This window comes from Companilactobacillus heilongjiangensis (assembly GCF_000831645.3).
GTDB lineage: Bacteria > Bacillota > Bacilli > Lactobacillales > Lactobacillaceae > Companilactobacillus > Companilactobacillus heilongjiangensis.
Genome location: NZ_CP012559.1, coordinates 1,636,312 through 1,658,373, shown reverse-complemented (window position 1 = coordinate 1,658,373; position 22,062 = coordinate 1,636,312). Strand labels below are relative to the sequence as shown.

Below are 22,062 nucleotides of genomic sequence, written 5' to 3'. Positions count from 1 at the left end.
ATTTGAATTATAAAGCCACTGTGGCGGAATTGGCAGACGCGCAGCGTTCAGGTCGCTGTTCGGGTTTCCCGAGTGCAAGTTCGACTCTTGTCAGTGGCATTAAAAGAGCAAAATAGAATAAAAAGACTACGGTCAAAAAAATAGAAGTGCTTTTACAAAGGCATTTCTATTTTTTTACTTTATACAAATAATAGGAGTTTTTAAATATGTTTTGCCCAGAATTTTACGTAAGATAAAGGTGTTCACGGATTATGAACACTTTTACGAAAATAAAGAATCAATTTTACTATTCTAATCATTGGTACTCCTTTCCATTAGACGTAAGTACACTTTTAAGTGTTAGCATGTTCGACCCTGCGAGAAATATAAAGTGGACTAAATCCATGCTCAAATAAATGGGAGACGTGTGTATGCCTCAAATCGGCTTTGTTCTTACATTTGGTTATAAGGTTATTTAGATAAATCTCAGTAGATTTTTTTGATAGAGATACTGAATTTGATATAGTACCATTTGTACTTTCATATAGGAGATAGTCAAAAAGAAGTTTAAGAAAGAAACGGTTATTTAGTAAGTAGTTTAATTAGTAGTGAAGTGAGAATGGTACCGAAAATTCCTAAAATCCAATATAATATTTTATTGCTTGATTCTATTTGAGACTTTACACTCACAATTTTTTCTTCAATTACATCGGACCTGTGATCGATTTTTTCGGATAGTAACTCTTGGGTATGTTTTAATTCTTCTTTTGTAGCAAACTTATCCATATTATGATTACCTCCATCATTATTACGATTATTCGAATTGCCACTGTTTTTTTTAATATTTGTACCATCATTGAAGGAATCCATGTCACCTGGAGCAACCTCTTTATAATCCGTTATGTTAACTACATTTTTATTCATCGCTATCCCCTTCAAGATAATATGTAGGAATAACAGTAGTAAAAATATTTTTCTTTGTTATTTCTCCATTTTTCATGGACTCATTATTAGTAACGATATTGATTCCAAGCAAGTTAAAATCGGTTCCAATAAACGGAGAGGTAAATTCAAAATTATAGTTCAATTTAAAAATACCATTTTCAGACCTTAATTTTAGATTATTGGATTTTCTGATTCTACTAACGTTTGTTTTTAATCCCATAATTGGTTTTAAGTAGGTAGTATCGTTTGAATTTTCAGTGTCCAATTTATCATTCATGGTATACAAATTGAAGTCGAGTGATTTAATTGTATGACCCCCGAAAGGAATGTAGATATCGGCAGTTAGATTTAACTTTACGTTTGAATCGTCAGTAGATTCAACATTTAATTTTCCATTAACTAATTTAATATCGAACTTTACAACGCTCGGATCATTAAGTATAGCGTATTTGTCAAATGGATTTTCCATATTTTTGTCTCCTTGATTAAACATTTTAATAATAATAGTATTGATTATTTTGTGAATATTCAAATTTGTTTATCTGTGCATTTCTAATCTTTATCTTGATTTCTTATAAAATTTATAAAATTGTCTACTTGTTGTTTTTGATAAGGTGAGAGGTTTTTATAGTCAATATCCAAATGGTTTGCTAATAAAGTCGGTTCTTCACTATTTTCAAGCAGGTAGTCTATAGAAACTTTAAAATACTTAGATAAATTTTTTAAATCTTTATTGCTGACATTACGCTTATCTGATTCCCACATAGCTACGCTACTTTGACTTAAATGTAAAATGTCTGCTAATTGTGGTTGTGATAGGCCCTTTTTTATCCTTAATTTTGCTATGCGTTGTCCAGTTGTCATGTATACACCCAACTCCTTACAAGTAATAAATTATCATATATTGTGATAAAAGGATGAAAAAGCAATTAAAATTACAAATAGTGCTTACAGCTTAGAATCGGTAAAGATTCAATATGGAAACTTTTTTATTCCGTTCGTAATAATTAAAATATTAGTGAAGACAATGCCGATGTTAATGTCTTAGGATTTACTGGTTGGTTATTACTATCTAAGATAGCCTTAACTTCTTTTTCAACGTCGTCTTCCTTCATTTTCTTGAGATATTGGAATCCCTCAATAGTTAGACCGTTGATCTTAATTAAAGTAACGTACTTCAAGGGACTAATAATTCCTGCAATCAAGCCATCATTGACCATGCTGATTACGTAATCTTGCAAGTCTTGGATCAGAAATTGATTGGGATTGTCGCTGGCAATGTAGTCTTTAACGATTTGGTACTTTTGAGCATCGTCTAATAGTTCTTGGAAATCCTTGGGATTTTTTTCGGAGATAATTTCTAGAATCATTTTATAAATATCAAATTTATTCATACTTTCACGGCCTTTCATATCAATTATAAATGAAAAGCTTTTCAAAACTCAGTTTAAAATGAACTTTTTTGACGATACGTATAGAATATTCCGGCGAAAAATTTGCACAAAACGCTGGTAAACATTCATAATTAGGGGTAGAAATCATTTTTAGGAGATTGGGAATATGATAAAAGAATTTAAAGACTTCATTAGTCGTGGAAATGTGATGGACTTGGCTGTCGGTGTCATTATGGGTGCTGCTTTTACAGCAATCGTTCAATCATTAGTTAGCAACTTGATTAATCCACTGATTGGTTTGTTTTTAGGAAAAATTGATCTCAGTAACTTGGTATTCAAAGTTGGGGATGCAACATTCAAATATGGGACTTTCATTGAGTCCATCATTAATTTCTTGATCATTGCCTTTGTAGTGTTCTTGTTAGTCAAAATGATGAATAAGATTATCAAGGGTCGTGAAGAAGAGGAAGAAACAGAAGCAGAGGACGATTCGAAGGAAGAAGAAATTGTTATGTATCTTAAGAAAATTTCAGAATCTTTGGATGAAAAATCTGACAAGTAAAAAAGTTTGAGGCTAATTAAGTCTCAAACTTTTTTTAATATATACGTTCAAATACTTCACACAAGCAGGGCATATCGAAAGTAAATTCTTGACCAAATTCTTTATATTCTTCTCTAAAGAAATGTTCATGAACTTTGCGCCATTCTTCCAGCGTCCGTGAATCTTCACCTTCATGGTAAGCATGCTCAGCACTGACTTGATTGAAAGGGACAACTTCAGTTACAAGTGTTTTCGTAATACAGAGTGGATTTTCTTGACCGTCTAAAATAATGTTGTAGTCACCAACTTGAGGCATGTATTCTGTTGGTTCGTACAGAGCGTATGAAGAGGTAGTGGCAGTTTTAGTGCCTTTGTAAACTAATTGGGCCAATGTGTCAGGATCATCGCCACCAAAGAGCGTGATGTCGCCTAGAGGGTAGTCAAGTGGATTCTTGTCTTTTAAAAAGTCGAACCAGTATTTTTTAATTTTTTCTTTATCCATGAATTAATACCTCTTTATTAGTTGTGTTTGATTGGAAGTTCAACGACGAATTCACTGCCTTGAGGCAAATTATCGCGTACAAAAATGTGTCCGTGGTGGATATCGACGATTTGTTTGGCGATGGCTAGACCCAAGCCGTGACCACCGCTATTGCTATTACGTGATTTATCAACTCGATAGAAACGTCCAAAAATCTTATCTTTATCTTTGTCGTTAATACCAATACCGGTATCGGAAATAACAAGTTGATATTTTGCACCTTCAACCTGATCGTAAATCTTAATAGTGCCATTTTTAGGCGTGTATTTGGTGGCGTTATCCAAAAGAATGATCAATAATTGCTTAATTTTATCACGGTCCAAATAAAGTGTCGGTGTGTGATAAAGGTTGATTTGAAAGACTTTTGATTGAGAATTGATGATATCCTTGAAAGGTTCAATAGGATCTTTTAAGAAAAAGTCTGGCGTAGTCATTTCAAAATTATACTTCGTGGTAGCTGAATCCGAACGAGCCAAAACTAATAGATTATTGGTCAATGAGTTTAGTCGGCTAACTTCATCCAATGAAACAGAGATTGCTTCGGCTTCATCAAGAATAGTTTTATTTGGCTTCGTCAGCATGTACTCCAACTTTCCCTGAATAATTGTCAGTGGCGTACGCAATTCATGGGCAGCGTCGTTGACGAATTCAGTTTGCTGCTTCCACGATTTAACAATCGGCAACATATTGATACGAGCTAGGAAGTAAGAAATAACCAGAGCAATGATCCAGAATATAAAGAAAGTAATAATTAATATTTCTTCAAAGTTATTAATTGCTTGGATTTGTGTATCAATATTCTGCATGATTAGAATATAATTACCGGCATACATGGGATTATTGTTCTTTTTAGAAACCTTAATCAATATTGAACGAAAACTCATTTTATTGACGAGCAATGTTTGTTTCACGTTAACGTTTTTTTTACGTAATTTAATATTTTTTAGAACAGAATAGCGATTACCAAGGCTAGTCTTGTTTAGTAATTTGCCTTTATCATCAAAAACCAGAATCGAAGCTTGAAATGGAGCTTTGGGGTCTGGTTTTTTATTTTTATTCATTTGGTGGTTGAGAGCAGGGCCAACTCGTTTTGCCATATTCGGTTGCTTTTGAATGGCAGTGACTTGGTTACGGATATCCTTATCAATGCTGTGATAAGTTGATGACTGGAAGAGGTTGAAAATGATAATCCCAAGTGTCAAAAAGAGAATCGCAAAGGCGCCCATGATTGATAGAAAGAGTTTAAATTGCTGGCGGCGGGTGATTTTATTTTGTCTAGTTTTCTGTGTCATCTTGGAAAATATACCCAACATTTCTAATCGTCTTGATTAAATTATCATTCTTTGAAGGACGTAGCTTTTTGCGCAAATTACTCATATACACTTCAACAACGGTAATTGATGTGTCAGAGTCAAAGCCCCAGATACGTTCGAAAATTTGGTCTTTAGTTAGAATAGTATTTTTATTTTGCAATAAATAAACTAATAAATCATATTCCTTACCATTGAGTGCAATTTGTTCGCCAGCAGCGTCAATCTCATGGTTATTCAAATTTACTTCAAGATTTTTAATTTTTAAGATTGAATCATCAGCTAAGATACCACTCCGTTTCAAGAGCGCCTTAACACGAGCTTGCAACTCCTCACGGTGGAAGGGCTTAGTCAGATAATCGTCAGCTCCAAGGTTGAAACCATGGATTTTATCGTCAATTTCAGCTTTGGCAGTCAAGATTAAAACAGGTGTATTAATTTTATCGTTACGAATATTTTTCAGCACATCATAACCGTTCATTTCTGGCAACATGATATCCAAAATTATTAAATCGTAGACATCTTCGGTAGCCGCAAATTTACCACTAAGACCATCGTTTTCAATATCGACTTCAGAAAAATCAGATAGGAAGGAAGCAATATTATTAGCTAAGTTTTCATCATCCTCAACTACCAAAATTCTAATGTTATTTGACATAAAGCACTCCTTTATTAATGTTTAGCCGTCTCCCGTCTCCAGAGATGTGAATTACTGAGTATATTCCATCATTTTTTATTACAATCCGAATATCTACTAATTCATTAGAAATGAGGTTAAATCAGTAGTTTCCATAAATTATCTAAACTTTTTATATCCAATTAGAAAAGAAATAACTAGTCGGAGGCGCTGATAGTATTTACTCGCAGTGGAAGTGGCGTTATGGCTTTAGCCATTACACCACCGGACGAGTTTGGATACTTGCGTTTTTTGCAAGGATTCAAACCGAGGTTCGAGACCGTTCTTTGGCTCGAGCCGTTCCGCACAGCAGGGGAATACTATCAGCGCCGGAGACGGCATATTTAAATAGCCACTATTATTTACTCATAATTATAAAGCATAAATTTCGATTTAAGCTTAATTTAAGTTAGTTTGTCTAATCTTGTCCCTGTTGTTAAGAAAGGAATTAAAACAGATGAAAAATAATTTGCAATTAAAGCCAATCTTATTTTCAATATTTGTTTATTCAATCATTTGTTTTTTTGTAAATATAGCTTTTTAGAGATAGGAGAAGATAAATGATGGAATCAAAAGAATCCACACGTGTTCAGAAAAATGAAAAATTTAGTTTTTTCAATAAGTTAAGAAATATTAAGTATGATTACTGGTTAATTGCCATTTTGATCCTGGCAGCATTCTTGTATGCTTGGAACATTTGGGAGGCAGGGGAAGCTAATAGCTTCTACACCGCTGCAATTGTCAGTATGACGAAAAGTTTTAAAAATTTCTGGTATGCCAGTTTTGATCCTGCGGGGTTCATTACAGTTGATAAGCCTCCGGTAGCTCTCTGGTTTATGACTATCAGTGCCAAAATTTTTGGTGTACATGGTTGGAGTGTCGTTTTACCGTCGATTCTCTTTGGAATTGGCTCGGTATATTTGATCTACAATCTGGTGTCAAAACGTTTTGGTAGAATTCCAGCTCGAATTGCGTCCTTGATTATGACTCTAACACCAATCGTGGTAGCTGATTCCAGAACTAATAATATGGATGCCACTTTAGTGTTCTTCCTATTGTTGTCAATCTGGTTTGTGCAAAAAGCTGTGTTAAAGGAGCAGCAACGTTATCTTTGGATTGGATTTGCCTTAATGGGCTTTTCATTCAATATCAAAATGTTACAAGCTTTCATGATTTCGCCGGCACTATACCTTTATTATTGGTTAGCAGCGAAAGTCAATTGGAAGAAGAAATTGGTACACTTATCAATTGCAACAATTTTTCTAGCGGTCTTCACCTTATTCTGGCCTTTGTCAGTTGATATGACTAATTCAAGTAGTCGTCCTTATGAAGGTGGTTCGGAAACAAACTCAGCTTTGGAATTGGCCTTTGGATATAACGGTACCCAACGTTTACTTGGTCAAACTACTGGTACTGGTGGAGCTTTTCCTGGTATGGGTAACAGTTCTTCTAAAAAGGGCAACAATAAATCAATGACGCCGCCAAGTGGCAGTAGGTCTAAGAAACCTAGTGGTATGAAGTCTTCAAGTAATGCTCCAACAACTCCAAGTGGATCAAAGAAATCTGCTAATGGAATGCCTCCAGCTAAGCCATCTGGTTCAGCCAAAGGTGGACCTGGAGGAACTAAAGCAACTGGTGGTGGAAATGGTACAGGTGGTGCCGGTGGCGGTGCCTTTAATATTGGTACAGCTGGACCATTCAGATTGCTTCAAAAAGAATTGGGACCTCAAATTAGTTGGTTGATGTTACTGGCAGTTTTTGGCGTAATTTCTAGTTACATTTACTATCGAGACCCTAAGAAAAAATGGTATTCGCTTAATAATCAAAGAAAAGAACTCTGGCTATGGCTTGGTTGGATGGTTCCAGTAGCGGGATTCTTCTCCGTTGCCAGTTTCTTCCATCCATATTACACAATCATGTTAGCTCCAGCGATGGCAGTTTTAGCCGGAGTTGGAATTTATACCATGATTAAGCAGTGGCGTGAAAAGTCAATTTGGTCAATGCTTTTACCAGTTTCGATTTTGTCGACAAGTATTTTGCAAGCTTGGTATTTGACGGATTATTATCCAACATTAGCTTGGGTATTGTTGATTGCCGGGATCATTATCTCAATTCCACTGTTCGTATTGCCTTGGATTGCCATTCGTCTAAAGAACAAACGCGTTTGGCCGATAGCCGCCTTGATTATCGTCATGTTGGCTCCAACGTGGTGGTCATTAACTCCAACTTTAGCTGGCTCAAGTGACGGTATTCCAAGTGCTGGTCCATCATTATTATCAGCCGCAGGTGGTGGCGGTGGCATGGGAGATTCCAAAGTGGATTCAACTTTGCTTAAATATCTTGAAAAACATCAAGGTAATGCTGAATACTTATTCGCAACCGATGATTCAAGTACCGCTGCACCATATATTATTTCTACCGGTAAAGCTGTTATGGCAATGGGTGGATTTAACGGAACTGATAATGCGATTACTTTGAAGCAATTTAAGAAACTTGTTAAAGAAGGCAAGATTAAGTATTACTATTCCGGTGGTAAAACTGGTGGTAATAATAGCGAGATTGTTTCATGGATCAAGAAACATGCCAAGAAAGTTAAATTATCTAATAGTAGTAGTACTGCAACGAATAACTCCAGTTCAGTTACTGTAGCTTCAGAAGTAAGTTCTGCAAGTACAACTGGACAAGCTCCAAGTGGAACAGCTCCTGGCTCATCCGGTTCAAGTTCTAGTTCAACACCACCTGCTAAGCCAAGTGGTTCTAACAGTGGTCAAGCTCCTTCAGGAACAGCACCTAGTGGCACCAAAGCACCATCTGGTACTAAGGCACCAACAGGTAAGAAGAAGTTGACTAAAGCACAACTCAAGAAAATGAAAGCACAAATGAAGAAATCCGGTAAATCTGGTACACCATCAATGGGTGGTGGCATGGGTGGACCTGGTGGTCAGTCAGGTACACTTTACGATTTATCAAGTATCTACAAGTAGTTGGCGTCTCCAGAGCTGAGAGTATTTTTTCGGATGTTGACAATAATATCGTCAGCAGTTGAGGCACACTAACTTTCAAACGAATCAATCAATGAAAGGAAAGCTCGCTTATGAAAGATCAATTAATTTCAATCGTCCTACCAGTTTTTAATGAAGAGGCTGGGATTCAAGCGACGATTGATACGTTATTAAATTATATCGAACAACAAGAAGAGAAATATGAACTAATATTCGTTGATGATGGATCACAGGATAAATCAGTTCGAATTATCAAACGTGCACTTGAACAACACGATAATATTAAGTTGGTCGAGTTTTCCCGTAACTTTGGACATCAACTGGCCATTACCGCTGGTTTGCAATATACCAAAGGGGATGCCGTTGTCGTTATGGATGCTGACTTGCAAGACCCTCCAGAAGTCATTCCGCAAATGATTAAGAAGTGGAATGAAGGTTATGAAATTGTCTATGGCAAGCGAATGCAACGTGATGGTGAGACATTTTTCAAGAAATTCACTGCTAAAATGTTCTATCGGACGTTCAAGAAGTTAGCCACGATTGACATGCCACTTGATACTGGTGATTTTCGACTAATGGATAGAAAAGCTATTCATCAATTGTTGAAATTGCATGAACAAGATCCATTTGTCCGTGGACAAGTTACTTGGATTGGTTTCAAGCAGACTAGTGTGCAATATCACCGTCAAGAGCGCCTTGCTGGTGAAACAAAGTATCCACTTTCCAAAATGGTTAAGTTAGCCTTGGACGGAATTACGTCTTTCTCAATGAAACCATTGCAATTCGTCAATATTTTTTCAATCGTGCCATTGGTCAGTGGTGTTTTCTCACTTGGCTATATGATTGCAAGTGGAAGTTTTAGTTTAGCTGGTGTCGGCGTAACGATTCTCTTGTTTACATTAGGATTATTGATGCTATCGATTGGAATTTTAGGCAGTTACTTAGGCCGTGTTTTGGATCAAGTCAACAATCGTCCTAGATTTATCGTTAGCAAGACTGAAGGGTTCGAAGAACGAAATAAAGGAATCCATCATTTTACCACTCGCCAGATGAATAATTAATCGAGTGCAACCGATATTTTAAAAAGACAAATTGTCCTACCAAATTTTTAAATATCTGACAAATGTAGTTCATTACTAGATGTATAGTCTGAAAAAATTAGAAAAAATCTTTTTTACCTTAAAAGTTTTCACGCTTTTTAATTATCTGGTAATGTGTTACAGTAATGATAAATTTGATACTTCTAAAGTTGTTTGATGGACAACCGATTATATCAAATTGAACATGAACTATCCCATTCATAAAAAAAGAAGCTGACGAACACCCAGTCGTCTGCTTCTTTTTCTTTTTGTCTAAATATGCCGCCTGAGGATTCGAGGGATTGGGGTCTGCTGTGGGACCGGCTCGAGCCAAAGTGCGGTCTCGACCCTCGATTTTGAGCCGAAGACCACGTCTCAAAATACGTCCTGTGGTGTAAGGCCGGAAGTTCACCGACCTAACACCACTATCACTGCTGACCCCATCCCTCGAACCCTCAGGCTAGGGTATTGAAAAAAAGCAGGTTCCGGCTGAATTCATCCTCAGGAACCTGCTTTTTTTTGAATATTTAATTTTTGAAGTCAATATCTAATATTTATCTAATTTAAGATTAGTAAACATCACCATTGTAAATAGAGTTCTTTACGATTACGTAATCTACTTTACGAAGGGATTTGAGATCTTTGCCACCGGCGTAGGAAATTGATGATTGTAAATCTTGTTGCATCTCAGTCAATGTATCCATGATTTCGCCTTTATATGGAACTAACATACGTTTTCCTTCAACGTTCTTGTATTCACCTTTTTGAAATTGTGAAGCTGAACCGAAGTATGCTTTGAATTTTTGACCATCTTTTTCAATAATTTTGCCGGGTGATTCTTTATGACCAGCTAGTAGGGAACCAATCATGACCATATCAGCTCCAAAACGGATAGATTTGGCGATGTCGCCGTCATTTCTAACGCCACCGTCAGCGATGATGGGCTTACTTGCGGCTTTGGCACAGAGTCTTACAGCAGCTAATTGCCAACCACCAGTACCGAAACCTGTCTTTAATTTAGTGATGCATACTTTACCAGGTCCGATTCCGACTTTAGTTGCGTCAGCTCCGGCATTTTCCAACTCGCGTACACCTTCAGGAGTACCAACGTTACCGGCGATTAGAAAAGATTCAGGTAGGTTTGTTTTGATATATTTAATCATTTCGATGACACGATCACTGTGACCGTGAGCCACGTCAATGGTAATGTAATCGGGCTTTAAGTGTTCAGCAACAAGGGAATCAATGAATTTAAATTCGTCCTTTTTGATACCAACGCTGATGGAAGTAAATAATCCTTTTTGATTCATATCTTTAATGAAATCAACACGTGTTTCGGGTTCAAAACGATGCATAACGTAAAAATAATCGTTCGCAGCTAATTTTTCAGCCAGCTTTTCATCGATGATTGTCTGCATATTGGCAGGGACAACCGGAATTTTAAATGTTTTTGGACCAAATTTGATCTCAGTATTACATTCTGAACGACTATCGACGATACATTTATTCGGTATTAGTTGAATATCTTCATAATCAAATACTTGCATTTTATCATTCACTCCATTAATAACGAACAATTATTATTTTTATATTTCATTTCGTTCGTATCTATAATTTAACGGGAAAAAGGAAATAAGTCAAACTATTTATACGATTAATGGGTTTAATTATGATAAAATTTTCATATGCAATTTGTAGTGCTGGTTAAGTATTCCGTCTACAGAGCTGGGAAATATTCACTAGCTGTGCGGAACGGTCCGAGCCAAAGAGCGGTCTCGAACCTCGGTTTGAAGCCTTGACACAGTTCGTCAAGTCTCCAAACACGTCCGGTGGTATAAGTACGGGAGGTCCTCCCGTACTTATACCACTACCACGGCACACAAATATTTCCCAGCTCTTCCGACTAGTTTGTCTATGATTAGTTCCTTTTAGATATTGAAATATAGTTGATACAAATGTTTATAATGAATTATCAACTAGTACTATGTTTTATTCAGTAATTGTGAAAATGAAAACTGAAAGAAATAAATTGTGACCAGTATTCTAACAATACAATTTGTAATCTATTTATGACAATTGGATATTTTCATTTAATTATTTATTAAAATAAATTAGTCGGAAGGACTGAGAACATTTGCCAGCTGTGGGTGTGGCGTTACGGCTTTAGCCGTTACACCACCGGGCGAGTTTGGAGACTTACCGGGTTTTGGTAAGGCTTCAAACCGAGATTCGAGACCGCACTTCGGCTCGGATCGGTCCGCATAGCAGGTAAATGTTCTCAGTCCTGGAGACGGCCCCGTGTTAAATATTAAAATTATTGAAAATGATAATGAAAATATTTGACACTATGATTTGTAATTGGTATTATCATCATATTATTAATAGAACGGTATATTAATAACGTTTGTTAGTTGTCTCAAAAAAATCGGTATATCCAATAGGAGTGGTTAAAAGTGCAACATTATACTGCAGAAGATATTACAAAAATGGTTAACGATGAAAACGTTGAATTTATCTGTCTAATGTTTACAGATATCAACGGAATCATTAAGAACGTTGAAGTTCCTGTTTCTCAACTAGATAAGGTTCTAGCAAACAAGATTACTTTTGATGGTTCATCAATCGATGGTTTCACACGTATTGAAGAAAGTGATATGCTACTACATCCCGACTTATCAACATGGTTGATTTTCCCATGGGGTGAAGAACATGGGAAGGTTGCTCGTTTGATTTGTGATATTTACAAGACAGACGGCACACCATTTGAAGGTGATCCTCGTGTAAACTTGAAGAGAATCATCAAGAAGATGCGTGACATGGGCTACACTAACTTTAATATCGGACCAGAACCAGAATTCTTCTTATTCAATACAGATGAACATGGTAATCCAACACTTCACCTTAATGATGATGGTAGTTACTTCGACTTTTCACCAGTTGATTTAGGTGTAAATGTTCGTAAGGATATCGTTCTCGGACTTGAAAAGATGGGCTTTGAAGTTGAAGCTAGTCACCATGAAGTTGCACCAGGACAACAAGAAATTGACTTTAAGTACGAAGATGCTTTGTCAGCTGCGGACAGTATCGAAACATTCAAGCTTGTTGTTAAGACAATTGCTAAAGAACATGGTTTGTATGCCACATTTATGCCAAAGCCAATGCAAGGTATCAATGGTTCAGGTATGCACATTAACATGTCATTATTTAACGGCGAGGACAATATCTTTGACGATGAAAACGATATGTTGTCAGATACAGCCAAGAAATTCTTGAGTGGTATTTTGAAACATGCTCGTGCCTTGACTGCTGTCAATAATCCAACAGTTAACTCATATAAACGTTTAGTACCAGGCTATGAAGCACCAACTTACATTGCTTGGTCAAGTAAGAACCGTTCACCACTTGTACGTGTACCTGCTGCTAAAGGTAAGTCAAAACGTATTGAAATGAGAAGTGTTGATCCAACAACTAACCCATACTTAGCAATCGCATGTATCCTTGATGCCGGTCTTGATGGTATTAAGAGCGATTACGATTTGATGCCAGAAGTTAAAGATAATATCTACGAAATGTCAGAAGACAAACGTCGTGAAGAAGGTATTGTCGATCTTCCTTCAACTTTACACAACTCCTTGAAAGCACTACGTAAAGATGAATATGTTCAACAATCACTTGGTAAGGGTCTAACAAACAGTTTCTTCGCTGCCAAGAATGCTGAATGGGCTAGATACCAACAAACAGTTTCCCAATGGGAACGTGATACTTATATGTCACAATATTAATTGCCGTCTCCAGAACTGAGAGTATCTATCTGCTGTGCGGACCGGGTCGAGCCAAGGTCTCGCCCCTCGATTTGAAGCCTTGCATAAACCGCAAGTCTCCAAATTCGTCCGGTGATGTAAGGACTTTAGTCCTTACATCACTTTCACTGCTGATAATACTCTCAGTTCTTCCGACTAGTTTGATTCTATTTTTTTAGTTTTTTAAATAATAGAATTAAACAGGTAATTCGTATTGAGCTTAATTTTTTAAATGTAAATAAAAAGACTTATTTCGGAATATTTCGGAATAAGTCTTTTTTTTGCAAAAATATTTGTAAAATCGTAAAAAAAAGCCTGTATTTTTCTGTAAATCGTGATATAGTATCAATGGTTAATTGAGCGCACGCTCAAATTATTCAAAATATAATAATTTATATAGCTGTATAGTTTAATCGTGTGCTTAATTTGTCTGAAAAATACGGAGATAACGTCATAAGTTCAAATGATAATATATCACCGAATTTCTAAACCAATAGAAAAGAGGTACTACTATGAGGGATGGTAGTGAAACAGAAACAAACAAGAAATTTGTCAGCTCAAGTACAGCTGATAACAAGAGTCTAGATGAAATCAACGGCAGTATTGAAGTGCCGGAAAACGCTGGATTCTGGAAAACATTAATGACCTTTACTGGTCCCGGTGTTTTAATCGCGGTTGGATACATGGATCCTGGTAATTGGATCACATCAATCGCTGGTGGAGCACAATTTAAGTACACACTTTTGTCAGTGGTACTTATCTCCAGTTTGATTGCGATGTTGTTACAATCAATGTCAGCCAAGCTTGGAATCGTCACAGGTAAGGATTTGGCTCAATTGACGCGTGAGAAGACTTCTAAGACCGGAGGATTCATTCTTTGGATAATTGCTGAACTAGCTATTATGGCGACTGATATCGCTGAAATCATCGGTTCTGGTATTGCTATTAAATTGTTGTTCAATATTCCACTGATTGTGGGTATTTTGATTACCGCAGCCGATGTTTTGATTCTGTTGTTGCTAATGAAATTGGGCTTCAGAAAGATTGAAGCTATCGTAGCTACTTTGGTTACAGTTATTTTATTAGTATTTTTATATGAAGTATTTTTAGCTAAGCCAAGTATTTCGGGAATTATGGAAGGTTACTTGCCAGCAAGTAGTATCATTACTAACAAATCAATGCTTTACCTATCATTGGGTATCGTTGGTGCGACTGTTATGCCACATGATTTGTACTTAGGTTCATCAATTTCACAAACTAGAAGAGTTGATCGTAGTAATAAGAAAGACGTTGCTAAGGCAATTAAATTCTCAACAATCGATTCAAATATTCAATTATTCTTAGCTTTTATCGTTAATAGTTTATTGTTAATCTTAGGAGCTGCATTGTTCTATGGTACTAACAGTGATTTGGGACGTTTCGTTGATTTGTTCAATGCATTGAGCAACAAGCAAGTCGTTGGTGCAATCGCCAGTCCAATCTTGAGTATGTTATTCGCCATCGCACTGTTGTCATCAGGTCAAAGTTCAACTATTACAGGAACACTTTCCGGACAAATCATCATGGAAGGTTTCATCAGATTAAAGATGCCACTTTGGGCACAACGTTTGTTAACAAGACTTTTGTCAGTAACACCAGTTTTGATTTTCGCCATTTACTATCATGATAATGAAGCTAAAATTGAAAATCTTTTAACTTTCTCACAAGTATTCTTGAGTGTAGCGTTGCCATTTGCCATCATTCCACTAGTTATTTTCACAAGTGATAAGAAGTTGATGGGAGATTTCAAGAATAAGAATTGGGTTAAATACAGTGCCTGGTTCGCAACAATCGTCTTAATCATCTTGAATGTTTATCTTATTTTCCAAACAATAATGGGAGCCTAGAGGTATATATGAAGAAAAGCGACATCCAAAAAGAAAAAATTTTAGAAGTTGCTCAAGATTTATTTGTTAAAAAAGGCTTCGAAGCCACAACAACTCGTGAAATTAGTCGTTCCGTTGATATATCTGATGGTTCACTTTACTATTATTTTCCAAAGGGTAAGAAACAAATCTTGGATTTAATTGTTCAAAAAGGAATGGATTATCGAGAACATTTCGTTCATGAAATACATCTTGATATAAATGACTTAGCTGGTTTTGAAAAGTTGATTGATAGTATTTATGAAGGAATATGTGAGCTATTCTCAAATGAAGAAGGTTATCGTTCCTTTATGATTACGATTCGAGAGCGTGCAATTTTATCAAATGACCAGTCGAAATGGATTTCCCAAATTTTGGATCGACTGAAGAGCAGTTTAGTTATCAGCGTGAAGTCGATTCAGGATAAAACCAAGATTGCCAATGACGAAGAGATAGGCAGTTTGGTCGATACGGTAGTTTCAATTTTGCAGAGATCTATTTATGAAGAATTAATTATTAAAAATAAAAAAATAATCAGTGATGATATTCGTGATAAAACAATGTCACAGATACATCTACTGATTCAGTTGATTAAAAAATGAAAGTGTGACAAAACATCGTCAGCTTTCGAGTATTAAGGCAAAAAAACTAGTAATCCGATTTTGGATTGCTAGTTTTTTTGTTTTAAGCGTAAAAATCTATGTTTTGTTGCACGTTTATGCTGCATATTTAAGACAAGAATAGTTATGTCACAGCCTGTTTTTTTTTTGTAATAGTTCAGTTTGAAATCTATAAAAGTACAAAAATTTTGTTAGTAAAGGTATACTGGTATTAATATTTTTTAAAGAAAAGAGGGAGACCAATATGGCTTATTCAATTGGAGAAGTGGCAGAGAAGACTGGTCTTTCCAGCTACACACTACGTTATTACGATAAAGAGGGTTTAATGCCATTTGTACATCGTGGGAATGGTGGTCGCCGTGAATTTACTGACGATGATATGGACTTTGTAGATTTGATTGCGTGTTTGAAAGAAACAGGGATGTCCCTGAAGGAAATCCGTGAGTTTATCAACATGTCGATGGCAGGTAATGATACTTTGCAGGCGAGATTGGAAATGTTTAAGCGTCAACGTGATGAAGTTATGAAACAAATTGAACAATCACAGAGATATTTGAAGAAACTTGATTATAAAGTTAAGTATTTTGAGGCAGCTTGTAACAATGGATCAGAAGATGGTTTAGAGAATTTTTGTGGTACATTGAAAGCTACTTCAAAAGCTTGTCAATCAATGAATAACTAAATATTTGTATACAGGCTTTTCTCTGGAATTTGTGTTTTTTTCATGTTAAGATTTGGCGTAATCAAAATTCTGATTACTGCTTTCCCCCAGAGAGCATAAAGGACCCAGTCAATTGACTGGGTCCTTTTTAGTGTGCAATTAATCTCTGGTGATACTTAAAACAGCGGTAGTTTTCAAAGAGTTCTTGTTGTCTTTACCAATTGTCAACCAATCGGCTGCGCTGATAAGACCTTCCAATTTGTTCTCTTCGTCTTCTTCAGTGATCTTGCCGTCCTCAAAACCACCCTTAAAAATACAATCTAGATAATAGTGGTCCGCATTACTTGCCATCATTGATGATTGATATTTCCATGCAATAATATATGTTTCGTCAGTGATATGAATGCTACGGCCGTTTACCAAGTTAATATTCAAAGCCATGTTACCGCCTCCTTAATTTAATTATAGCAAATTTGGAATATAAAAATATAACATTAGTTGTTAATATTTGGTTTGTACATTGATCTTGCTGAATTTTGACAATAAAAAAGGAGCAGTGTTTGGAATATATGATCCAAACGTTGCTCCTTTAGTCTAATGATTTATGATAAGTAAAAAAATCGCAAAAAAGATAACATCCAGAATGGCCGACCATTCGTACCATTTATCTGGCTTATTAAACTCTACTGTGTTATGCCCCCGTTTACGAGGGTACCACGACGGATATTCTTTTTTGGACATGTTCTTCATTTTGCATCTTCTCCTTATACTCTGTACCTCATTATATCGAGAATTTAAAAATTATGCCACTGTAAAAATCATCATTAGGTCAATTTATTAAAAAGAAAGGGCTTGCATTTTAATAAATAAAGAATATAATTTCATTTATTATCCGTTGAGCAGATATAAAGAAATAATTAATTGGGAGGTAGACAAATGAAGTATCGCGTAGAATTAAATACAAAATCTCAGTTGTTTACTGTTGAAGATAAAAACACTCACGTTTTTGCAGATGGTAAAACAATTGAAGAAGCTGTCGGAAAATTAAAGATGGCTTAATTTAAAGTTTAATTTAAGGGATCACTTCCGATGAAGTGGTCTTTTTATTTTGGTCGTTTCCAGAGCTGAGAGTATTCTTATAAAAATAATTAGTAAATGAATACGTCATCATAAGTATTACATGCTAATTTAACAGGGATGTTTCTATCAATAAATCCATGGTGAAATACATTTTATTCAATGTTTTTTAATTCAAAAACCGTATTGTATTCGCTACCAAAATAGTGGAAAATAAGGAAATATTTTTAAGCCACAAGTTAGTTGAATTTGTTGCAAGGGAGATAATTATGAATAATACAGATGAAAAAATTCAGACAGCCTTATTGGTGTTGATGAAAGAAAAAAGTTTGGAAGAAATCACGATTATGGCAATTGCCGACTACAGCAAGGTCAACCGGACTACAGTTTATCGTCATTATGTTAATAAACTGGCTATTTTGGAAGCTATCGAAAATGATATTTTGAATGGTCTGGATAAAATTGATCAATATGGAATTAGTGAAGAGGATGATAGATCTCAAGTGTTAAAGGTCTTAGAATCGATTAATGAAAAAAGAGCGATTATCACCATTTTGTTGAGTCCTAATGGTGATTCTAAGTTCTATGATAGTTTTGTTAATTTCTTAACCGCCAAAGGTTTAAAGACAATTGAGAATTCACACCGTTTCAATGGATTAGATAGTAGGCAGAAGGAACTGTTGGCTCAATATATTTCTTCAGCTTTGTTGGGATTGGTTAAATATTGGTTGAGTCATCCGGAAATGAGTGTTGAGGAATTAGATACATTCTTTGAAAAGTTATTTCGAAAAGGTATTAGTAGTTTTACTGCACAGTAAAGATAAATTAGATTAATATTGAAATATTTCTAAAAACAAAAAAACGCTAGTCAATTAAGACTAACGTTTGATATAACATTGTTTCACTACTTGAAAAAGCTCTAAAGCGAACTACGAGAATCGAACTCGCGACACTAGCTTGGGAAGCTGGTATTTTACCATTAAACTAAGTTCGCATTTCACAACTCTCTTATTATACAATAACTTTTTCCAAAAAGATAAAGTTTATCTAAAATTGTTCGGAGAATTTACAATATAAATTGATTTTTGGTTTTCATTACCATAAAATCAGAAGTAATGATAGATTTCTATCAATAAATTGCTTCAAGGAGAAGATTATAATGAAAAAGACATTGGTTACTTTTTTGGCCGCTGTTTCATTAATGGGTGGTTTTGCTACCGTTGCTACTGGTTGTTCTAACACAAACAGTACAAAGCAAGTTGAACAACATTCAGCTAAAAAGATTACAAAATCTGAAATCAAGAACCATGACTACGTTGGTGTAAGTGATGGCAATAAGGATGAGTACCTTACATTCTTTACTGGTAAGGATCACAAGACAGTTCAATTCGTTCGTGTCGCAAAGAATGGTTCAAAGACAGTTATTTCTGACTTTAAGAAATCTAAGTTAGTTATGGATAAGAAAGATCCAAAGAAGTTCAAGATTGACGGTTTCAGAGTTATGAGAGAACCTGACTTTAACAACTGGGTCTTCGTTAAGACAGGCAAGACAACTATTAAAACTCCTGATGGCAAGAAATGGAAACTATACAACGGTACACACAAGCAAGCAGTTAAAGCTGTTCAAAAGAACGGTAAATAACGTAATGTAAGGAGAGGCAATCAATTGCCTCTCTTTTTTTGTACTCAACTTTCAAATAAGAATAGACTTATAAAACGATAATCTTTTTAACGTATAAGAAAAAACTAAATAAATCCCAATCCATCAACTAGTTTACAATTATAAATTAACTCAGATCATTCAATTCCAAAATTGAATGGTCTTTTTTTGATTCTTTTTTGACTTTTTTATTGCACAAAATATTATAAATCGGTTGATTTCAGAAAGCACTTACAATATCTTGTCCTGCATTTTGCCCATTTTAAAAATTTATTTTTGATTAGAAATTTTTTAATTAGTTCTATCCCTTGCTAGATATGGAGCCAATCGTGATTCGTTGTAAAATTAAAATATATATACCATGAAGTAAAATAGTTATGAAACCGCTTGCAAAAGGTATAGCTGTCCGATATAGTAGATGTCGGTAACGAAATTCAAAATTAAGGAGTGATTTTTTATGACAAAACCAATCCATGTTACTTCAGAAATTGGCAAATTAGATGTAGTAATGTTGAAACGTCCCGGACAGGAAGTTGAAAACATTACACCCGACACAATGCCCCGACTATTGTTCGATGACATCCCATATTTACCAATTGCTCAAAAAGAGCATGATAACTTTGCACAAATTTTGAGGGATAACGGAACAGAAGTCCTTTATCTTGATGATTTAGCTGCTGAAGCAATCGACGCCGGAAACATCAAAGATGCTTTCGTTGAAAAGATGCTTCGCGAATCTGATTACGCTACTGGCGCAGATCATGACGCATTGAAGGAATTCTTGATGAGTCTTGACACACCAGCTTTAGTTAATCAATTGATGATCGGTGTTCGTAAGAATGACATTGACTTTACCCCGACAGACCTTGTCAGTGCCGCTGAAGACTCAGATTATCCATTCTTCATGGATCCTATGCCAAACCTCTATTTCACTAGAGACCCGGCAGCTTCAATCGGTGAAGGACTAAGTATCAACCATATGACTTTCGCTGCAAGACAACGTGAATCAATGTTTATGGAAGCAATCATTGACCACCACCCACGTTTTGCTGACAAAGGTTTACATGTATGGCGTAACAGAAACCACACACACCGTATCGAAGGTGGAGACGAATTAGTTCTTAGTGATCACGTCTTAGCAATTGGTGTTTCTCAAAGAACATCAGCAACTGCTATTCAAGATATTGCTAGAAATCTATTCGCTGAGGGCACATACGATACAGTTGTTGCTATCAAGATTCCACATAACCACGCAATGATGCATTTGGACACTGTATTTACAATGATCAACTACGATCAATTTACAGTTCACCCAGGTATTCTTGGTGAAGGTGGCAAGATCGATACATGGACAATCCATCCAGGTAAAGATGGCGACTTAACAATGGAACACAGTCAAGACTTGAAGGGTGTACTAAAGAATGTACTTAACCTAGATGACCTTGATTTGATTCCAACAGGTAACGGTGATCCAATCATTGCACCTAGAGAGCAATGGAATGATGGTTCAAACACTTTGGCAATCGCACCCGGTGTCGTAGTTACTTATGATAGAAACTACGTATCGAACGAAATCCTAAGACAACACGGCTTGAAAGTTTTGGAGACAGTTTCAAGTGAATTATCACGTGGTCGTGGGGGCCCTCGTTGTATGAGTATGCCATTAGTTCGTGAAGACTTAAAATAGTTTTAATATAATTAGAACTAAGTGATAAACTAATTCTAATACTCACTAGGAGGAATGATTTTGGATTATAAAGGTAAAGAAACTTCAGTATTTCAAGGTAGAAGTCTATTAGCAGAAAAGGACTACACACCAGAAGAATTAGAATATTTAATTGATTTCGGACTACATTTAAAGGCCCTAAAGAAGAAGGGTATTCCTCATCATTATCTAGAAGGCAAGAACATCGCATTGTTATTCGAAAAGAATTCAACACGTACACGTTCAGCTTTCACAACTGCAGCTATTGATTTAGGCGCACATCCAGAATTCTTAGGATCAAACGACATTCAACTTGGAAGCAAGGAAAGTGTTGAAGATACAGGTCGTGTACTTGGTAGTATGTTCGACGGTATCGAATTCCGTGGATTCTCACAAAAGACTGTTGAAGGGCTTGCTAAATTCTCAGGCGTTCCTGTATGGAATGGTTTGACAGATGAATGGCACCCAACACAAATGCTTGCTGATTTCATGACAATGAAAGAAACATTTGGCGACATCAAAGGTAAGACTTTGACATTCGTTGGTGACGGTCGTAATAACATGGCAAACAGTTTCTTAGTTACAGGTTCAATGTTGGGTGTAAACATCCATATCGTTGCTCCTAAGGAATTGTTCCCAGAACAAAGTGTTGTTGACACTGCTCAAGCATATGCTGACAAGTCAGGCAGCAAGTTCATGATTACTGACAACATTGAAGAAGGTGTTAAAGGCACTAACGTTATCTATACTGACGTATGGGTATCAATGGGTGAAGAAAGTCAATGGGACGAAAGAATTAAATTACTCAAACCATATCAAGTAAATATGGATATGATCAAGAAGACAGGTCAACCAGATGACCAAATCATCTTCATGCACTGTCTACCTGCTTTCCATGATACAAATACAAAGTATGGACAAGACATCAAGGCTAAATATGGTCTAAATGAAATGGAAGTAACAGACGAAGTCTTCAGAAGCAAATATGCACGTCAATTTGAAGAAGCTGAAAACAGAATGCACTCCATTAAAGCCATTATGGCAGCAACTCTAGGTAACTTGTTCATCCCTAAGGTTTAATCAGTTATTGGAGAAGGGGCTAATCGTAATGGTTGGCCCTTTTTTCATTCTGAATTTTTAATAAAGGAAACGTGTAGTGCTAGTTAAA

The 22,062-nt window shown here is 35.9% G+C and carries 21 protein-coding genes and 2 tRNA genes; 13 read left to right on the top strand and 10 right to left on the bottom strand.

Features of this window, described 5'->3' with window-relative positions; translation table 11 throughout:
• Window positions 1-14 precede the first annotated feature (14 nt).
• Window positions 15-99: transfer RNA gene (locus JP39_RS07575), tRNA-Leu, on the top strand.
• Window positions 100-561: 462 nt separating this feature from the next.
• Here JP39_RS07575 and JP39_RS07570 read toward each other — a convergent pair.
• The 4 genes from JP39_RS07570 to JP39_RS07555 all read right to left on the bottom strand — a co-directional run bounded on the left by JP39_RS07570 (window position 562) and on the right by JP39_RS07555 (window position 2,318).
• Entirely contained in the window at window positions 562-903 is a 342-nt protein-coding gene (locus JP39_RS07570; RefSeq protein ID WP_041501429.1) for a hypothetical protein, read from the bottom strand.
• Window positions 896-1,393, bottom strand: coding sequence for a hypothetical protein (locus JP39_RS07565; protein WP_041501428.1), 498 nt, complete (start codon window positions 1,391-1,393; stop codon window positions 896-898). The genes JP39_RS07570 and JP39_RS07565 overlap by 8 nt, the downstream gene beginning before the upstream one ends.
• An 83-nt stretch (window positions 1,394-1,476) precedes the next feature.
• On the bottom strand, window positions 1,477-1,788 hold the full coding sequence (locus JP39_RS07560) for a helix-turn-helix domain-containing protein (RefSeq protein ID WP_041501427.1): 312 nt from the start codon (window positions 1,786-1,788) through the stop codon (window positions 1,477-1,479).
• Between the two features lie 143 nt (window positions 1,789-1,931).
• Window positions 1,932-2,318, bottom strand: a complete 387-nt coding sequence (locus JP39_RS07555; RefSeq protein WP_041501426.1) for a hypothetical protein — start codon at window positions 2,316-2,318, stop codon at window positions 1,932-1,934.
• 166 nt (window positions 2,319-2,484) lie between these two features.
• Here JP39_RS07555 and mscL point away from each other — a divergent pair, with 166 nt between their 5' ends.
• Complete coding sequence (mscL, locus tag JP39_RS07550; protein WP_041501425.1) at window positions 2,485-2,880, top strand: large-conductance mechanosensitive channel protein MscL; 396 nt, start codon at window positions 2,485-2,487, stop codon at window positions 2,878-2,880.
• Window positions 2,881-2,914: 34 nt separating this feature from the next.
• Here mscL and JP39_RS07545 read toward each other — a convergent pair whose 3' ends face one another.
• From JP39_RS07545 to JP39_RS07535, 3 genes are read right to left on the bottom strand one after another with little or no spacing between them, the layout of a single operon-like run.
• Window positions 2,915-3,361 (bottom strand): ASCH domain-containing protein, encoded by a 447-nt coding sequence (locus JP39_RS07545; RefSeq protein ID WP_041501424.1) that lies wholly within the window; start codon window positions 3,359-3,361, stop codon window positions 2,915-2,917.
• 17 nt (window positions 3,362-3,378) lie between these two features.
• Complete coding sequence (locus JP39_RS07540) at window positions 3,379-4,713, bottom strand: sensor histidine kinase (RefSeq protein ID WP_082330666.1); 1,335 nt, start codon at window positions 4,711-4,713, stop codon at window positions 3,379-3,381.
• A complete protein-coding gene (locus JP39_RS07535) occupies window positions 4,676-5,368 on the bottom strand; it encodes a response regulator transcription factor (protein ID WP_041501423.1) in 693 nt (230 codons plus the stop codon). Before JP39_RS07535 ends, JP39_RS07540 begins: the two co-directional genes overlap by 38 nt.
• A gap of 578 nt (window positions 5,369-5,946) precedes the next feature.
• On the opposite strand from JP39_RS07535, the gene JP39_RS07530 reads away from it, so the two are divergent.
• Both JP39_RS07530 and JP39_RS07525 read left to right on the top strand, forming a co-directional pair.
• Window positions 5,947-8,370, top strand: coding sequence for a glycosyltransferase family 39 protein (locus JP39_RS07530; RefSeq protein ID WP_371851547.1), 2,424 nt, complete (start codon window positions 5,947-5,949; stop codon window positions 8,368-8,370).
• A gap of 110 nt (window positions 8,371-8,480) precedes the next feature.
• Window positions 8,481-9,449, top strand: a complete 969-nt coding sequence (locus JP39_RS07525; RefSeq protein ID WP_041501422.1) for a glycosyltransferase family 2 protein — start codon at window positions 8,481-8,483, stop codon at window positions 9,447-9,449.
• A gap of 587 nt (window positions 9,450-10,036) precedes the next feature.
• Here JP39_RS07525 and guaC read toward each other — a convergent pair.
• Entirely contained in the window at window positions 10,037-11,014 is a 978-nt protein-coding gene (guaC, locus tag JP39_RS07515) for a GMP reductase (protein ID WP_041501420.1), read from the bottom strand.
• Between the two features lie 906 nt (window positions 11,015-11,920).
• Between guaC and glnA the strand changes: the two genes are divergently transcribed.
• From glnA to JP39_RS07495, 4 genes are all read left to right on the top strand, one after another.
• Window positions 11,921-13,249: a type I glutamate--ammonia ligase gene (gene glnA, locus JP39_RS07510; protein ID WP_041501419.1), complete on the top strand. Its 1,329-nt coding sequence runs from the start codon at window positions 11,921-11,923 to the stop codon at window positions 13,247-13,249.
• A 530-nt stretch (window positions 13,250-13,779) separates the two neighbouring features.
• Complete coding sequence (locus JP39_RS07505; RefSeq protein WP_041501418.1) at window positions 13,780-15,153, top strand: Nramp family divalent metal transporter; 1,374 nt, start codon at window positions 13,780-13,782, stop codon at window positions 15,151-15,153.
• Between the two features lie 8 nt (window positions 15,154-15,161).
• Window positions 15,162-15,773 (top strand): TetR/AcrR family transcriptional regulator, encoded by a 612-nt coding sequence (locus JP39_RS07500; protein WP_041501417.1) that lies wholly within the window; start codon window positions 15,162-15,164, stop codon window positions 15,771-15,773.
• Between the two features lie 262 nt (window positions 15,774-16,035).
• Window positions 16,036-16,473 carry a MerR family transcriptional regulator gene (locus JP39_RS07495; RefSeq protein ID WP_041501416.1) on the top strand — a complete coding sequence of 146 codons (438 nt, stop codon included), beginning with the start codon at window positions 16,036-16,038 and terminating at the stop codon, window positions 16,471-16,473.
• A 138-nt stretch (window positions 16,474-16,611) separates the two neighbouring features.
• Here the strand turns inward: JP39_RS07495 and JP39_RS07490 are convergent, their stop codons facing one another.
• Window positions 16,612-16,893 (bottom strand): hypothetical protein, encoded by a 282-nt coding sequence (locus tag JP39_RS07490; protein WP_041501415.1) that lies wholly within the window; start codon window positions 16,891-16,893, stop codon window positions 16,612-16,614.
• 495 nt (window positions 16,894-17,388) lie between these two features.
• On the opposite strand from JP39_RS07490, the gene JP39_RS12825 reads away from it, so the two are divergent.
• Complete coding sequence (locus tag JP39_RS12825; protein ID WP_255312445.1) at window positions 17,389-17,511, top strand: hypothetical protein; 123 nt, start codon at window positions 17,389-17,391, stop codon at window positions 17,509-17,511.
• Between the two features lie 287 nt (window positions 17,512-17,798).
• Window positions 17,799-18,347, top strand: a complete 549-nt coding sequence (locus tag JP39_RS07485; protein WP_048699046.1) for a TetR/AcrR family transcriptional regulator — start codon at window positions 17,799-17,801, stop codon at window positions 18,345-18,347.
• 105 nt (window positions 18,348-18,452) lie between these two features.
• Here JP39_RS07485 and JP39_RS07480 read toward each other — a convergent pair.
• Window positions 18,453-18,523: transfer RNA gene (locus JP39_RS07480), tRNA-Gly, on the bottom strand.
• A gap of 165 nt (window positions 18,524-18,688) precedes the next feature.
• Here JP39_RS07480 and JP39_RS07475 point away from each other — a divergent pair.
• From JP39_RS07475 to argF, 3 genes are all read left to right on the top strand, one after another.
• A complete protein-coding gene (locus tag JP39_RS07475; RefSeq protein WP_041501414.1) occupies window positions 18,689-19,171 on the top strand; it encodes a hypothetical protein in 483 nt (160 codons plus the stop codon).
• A 475-nt stretch (window positions 19,172-19,646) separates the two neighbouring features.
• A complete protein-coding gene (gene arcA, locus JP39_RS07470) occupies window positions 19,647-20,876 on the top strand; it encodes an arginine deiminase (RefSeq protein WP_041501413.1) in 1,230 nt (409 codons plus the stop codon).
• 60 nt (window positions 20,877-20,936) lie between these two features.
• The gene (gene argF / locus JP39_RS07465) at window positions 20,937-21,974 is read left to right on the top strand and encodes an ornithine carbamoyltransferase (RefSeq protein ID WP_371851546.1); all 1,038 of its coding nucleotides are present in this window, start codon (window positions 20,937-20,939) and stop codon (window positions 21,972-21,974) included.
• Window positions 21,975-22,062 lie beyond the last annotated feature (88 nt).

Excerpts from the sequence above, each read along its gene's own strand:
- JP39_RS07570 (WP_041501429.1), bottom strand. The coding sequence starts at position 903 with ATGAATAAAAATGTAGTTAACATAACGGATTATAAAGAGGTTGCTCCA.
- JP39_RS07565 (WP_041501428.1), bottom strand. The coding sequence starts at position 1,393 with ATGGAAAATCCATTTGACAAATACGCTATACTTAATGATCCGAGCGTT.
- JP39_RS07560 (WP_041501427.1), bottom strand. The coding sequence starts at position 1,788 with ATGACAACTGGACAACGCATAGCAAAATTAAGGATAAAAAAGGGCCTA.
- JP39_RS07555 (WP_041501426.1), bottom strand. The coding sequence starts at position 2,318 with ATGAATAAATTTGATATTTATAAAATGATTCTAGAAATTATCTCCGAA.
- mscL (WP_041501425.1), top strand. The coding sequence starts at position 2,485 with ATGATAAAAGAATTTAAAGACTTCATTAGTCGTGGAAATGTGATGGAC.
- JP39_RS07545 (WP_041501424.1), bottom strand. The coding sequence starts at position 3,361 with ATGGATAAAGAAAAAATTAAAAAATACTGGTTCGACTTTTTAAAAGAC.
- JP39_RS07540 (WP_082330666.1), bottom strand. The coding sequence starts at position 4,713 with ATGTTGGGTATATTTTCCAAGATGACACAGAAAACTAGACAAAATAAA.
- JP39_RS07535 (WP_041501423.1), bottom strand. The coding sequence starts at position 5,368 with ATGTCAAATAACATTAGAATTTTGGTAGTTGAGGATGATGAAAACTTA.
- JP39_RS07530 (WP_371851547.1), top strand. The coding sequence starts at position 5,947 with ATGATGGAATCAAAAGAATCCACACGTGTTCAGAAAAATGAAAAATTT.
- JP39_RS07525 (WP_041501422.1), top strand. The coding sequence starts at position 8,481 with ATGAAAGATCAATTAATTTCAATCGTCCTACCAGTTTTTAATGAAGAG.
- guaC (WP_041501420.1), bottom strand. The coding sequence starts at position 11,014 with ATGCAAGTATTTGATTATGAAGATATTCAACTAATACCGAATAAATGT.
- JP39_RS07505 (WP_041501418.1), top strand. The coding sequence starts at position 13,780 with ATGAGGGATGGTAGTGAAACAGAAACAAACAAGAAATTTGTCAGCTCA.
- JP39_RS07500 (WP_041501417.1), top strand. The coding sequence starts at position 15,162 with ATGAAGAAAAGCGACATCCAAAAAGAAAAAATTTTAGAAGTTGCTCAA.
- JP39_RS07495 (WP_041501416.1), top strand. The coding sequence starts at position 16,036 with ATGGCTTATTCAATTGGAGAAGTGGCAGAGAAGACTGGTCTTTCCAGC.
- JP39_RS07490 (WP_041501415.1), bottom strand. The coding sequence starts at position 16,893 with ATGGCTTTGAATATTAACTTGGTAAACGGCCGTAGCATTCATATCACT.
- JP39_RS12825 (WP_255312445.1), top strand. The coding sequence starts at position 17,389 with ATGAAGTATCGCGTAGAATTAAATACAAAATCTCAGTTGTTTACTGTT.
- JP39_RS07485 (WP_048699046.1), top strand. The coding sequence starts at position 17,799 with ATGAATAATACAGATGAAAAAATTCAGACAGCCTTATTGGTGTTGATG.
- JP39_RS07475 (WP_041501414.1), top strand. The coding sequence starts at position 18,689 with ATGAAAAAGACATTGGTTACTTTTTTGGCCGCTGTTTCATTAATGGGT.
- arcA (WP_041501413.1), top strand. The coding sequence starts at position 19,647 with ATGACAAAACCAATCCATGTTACTTCAGAAATTGGCAAATTAGATGTA.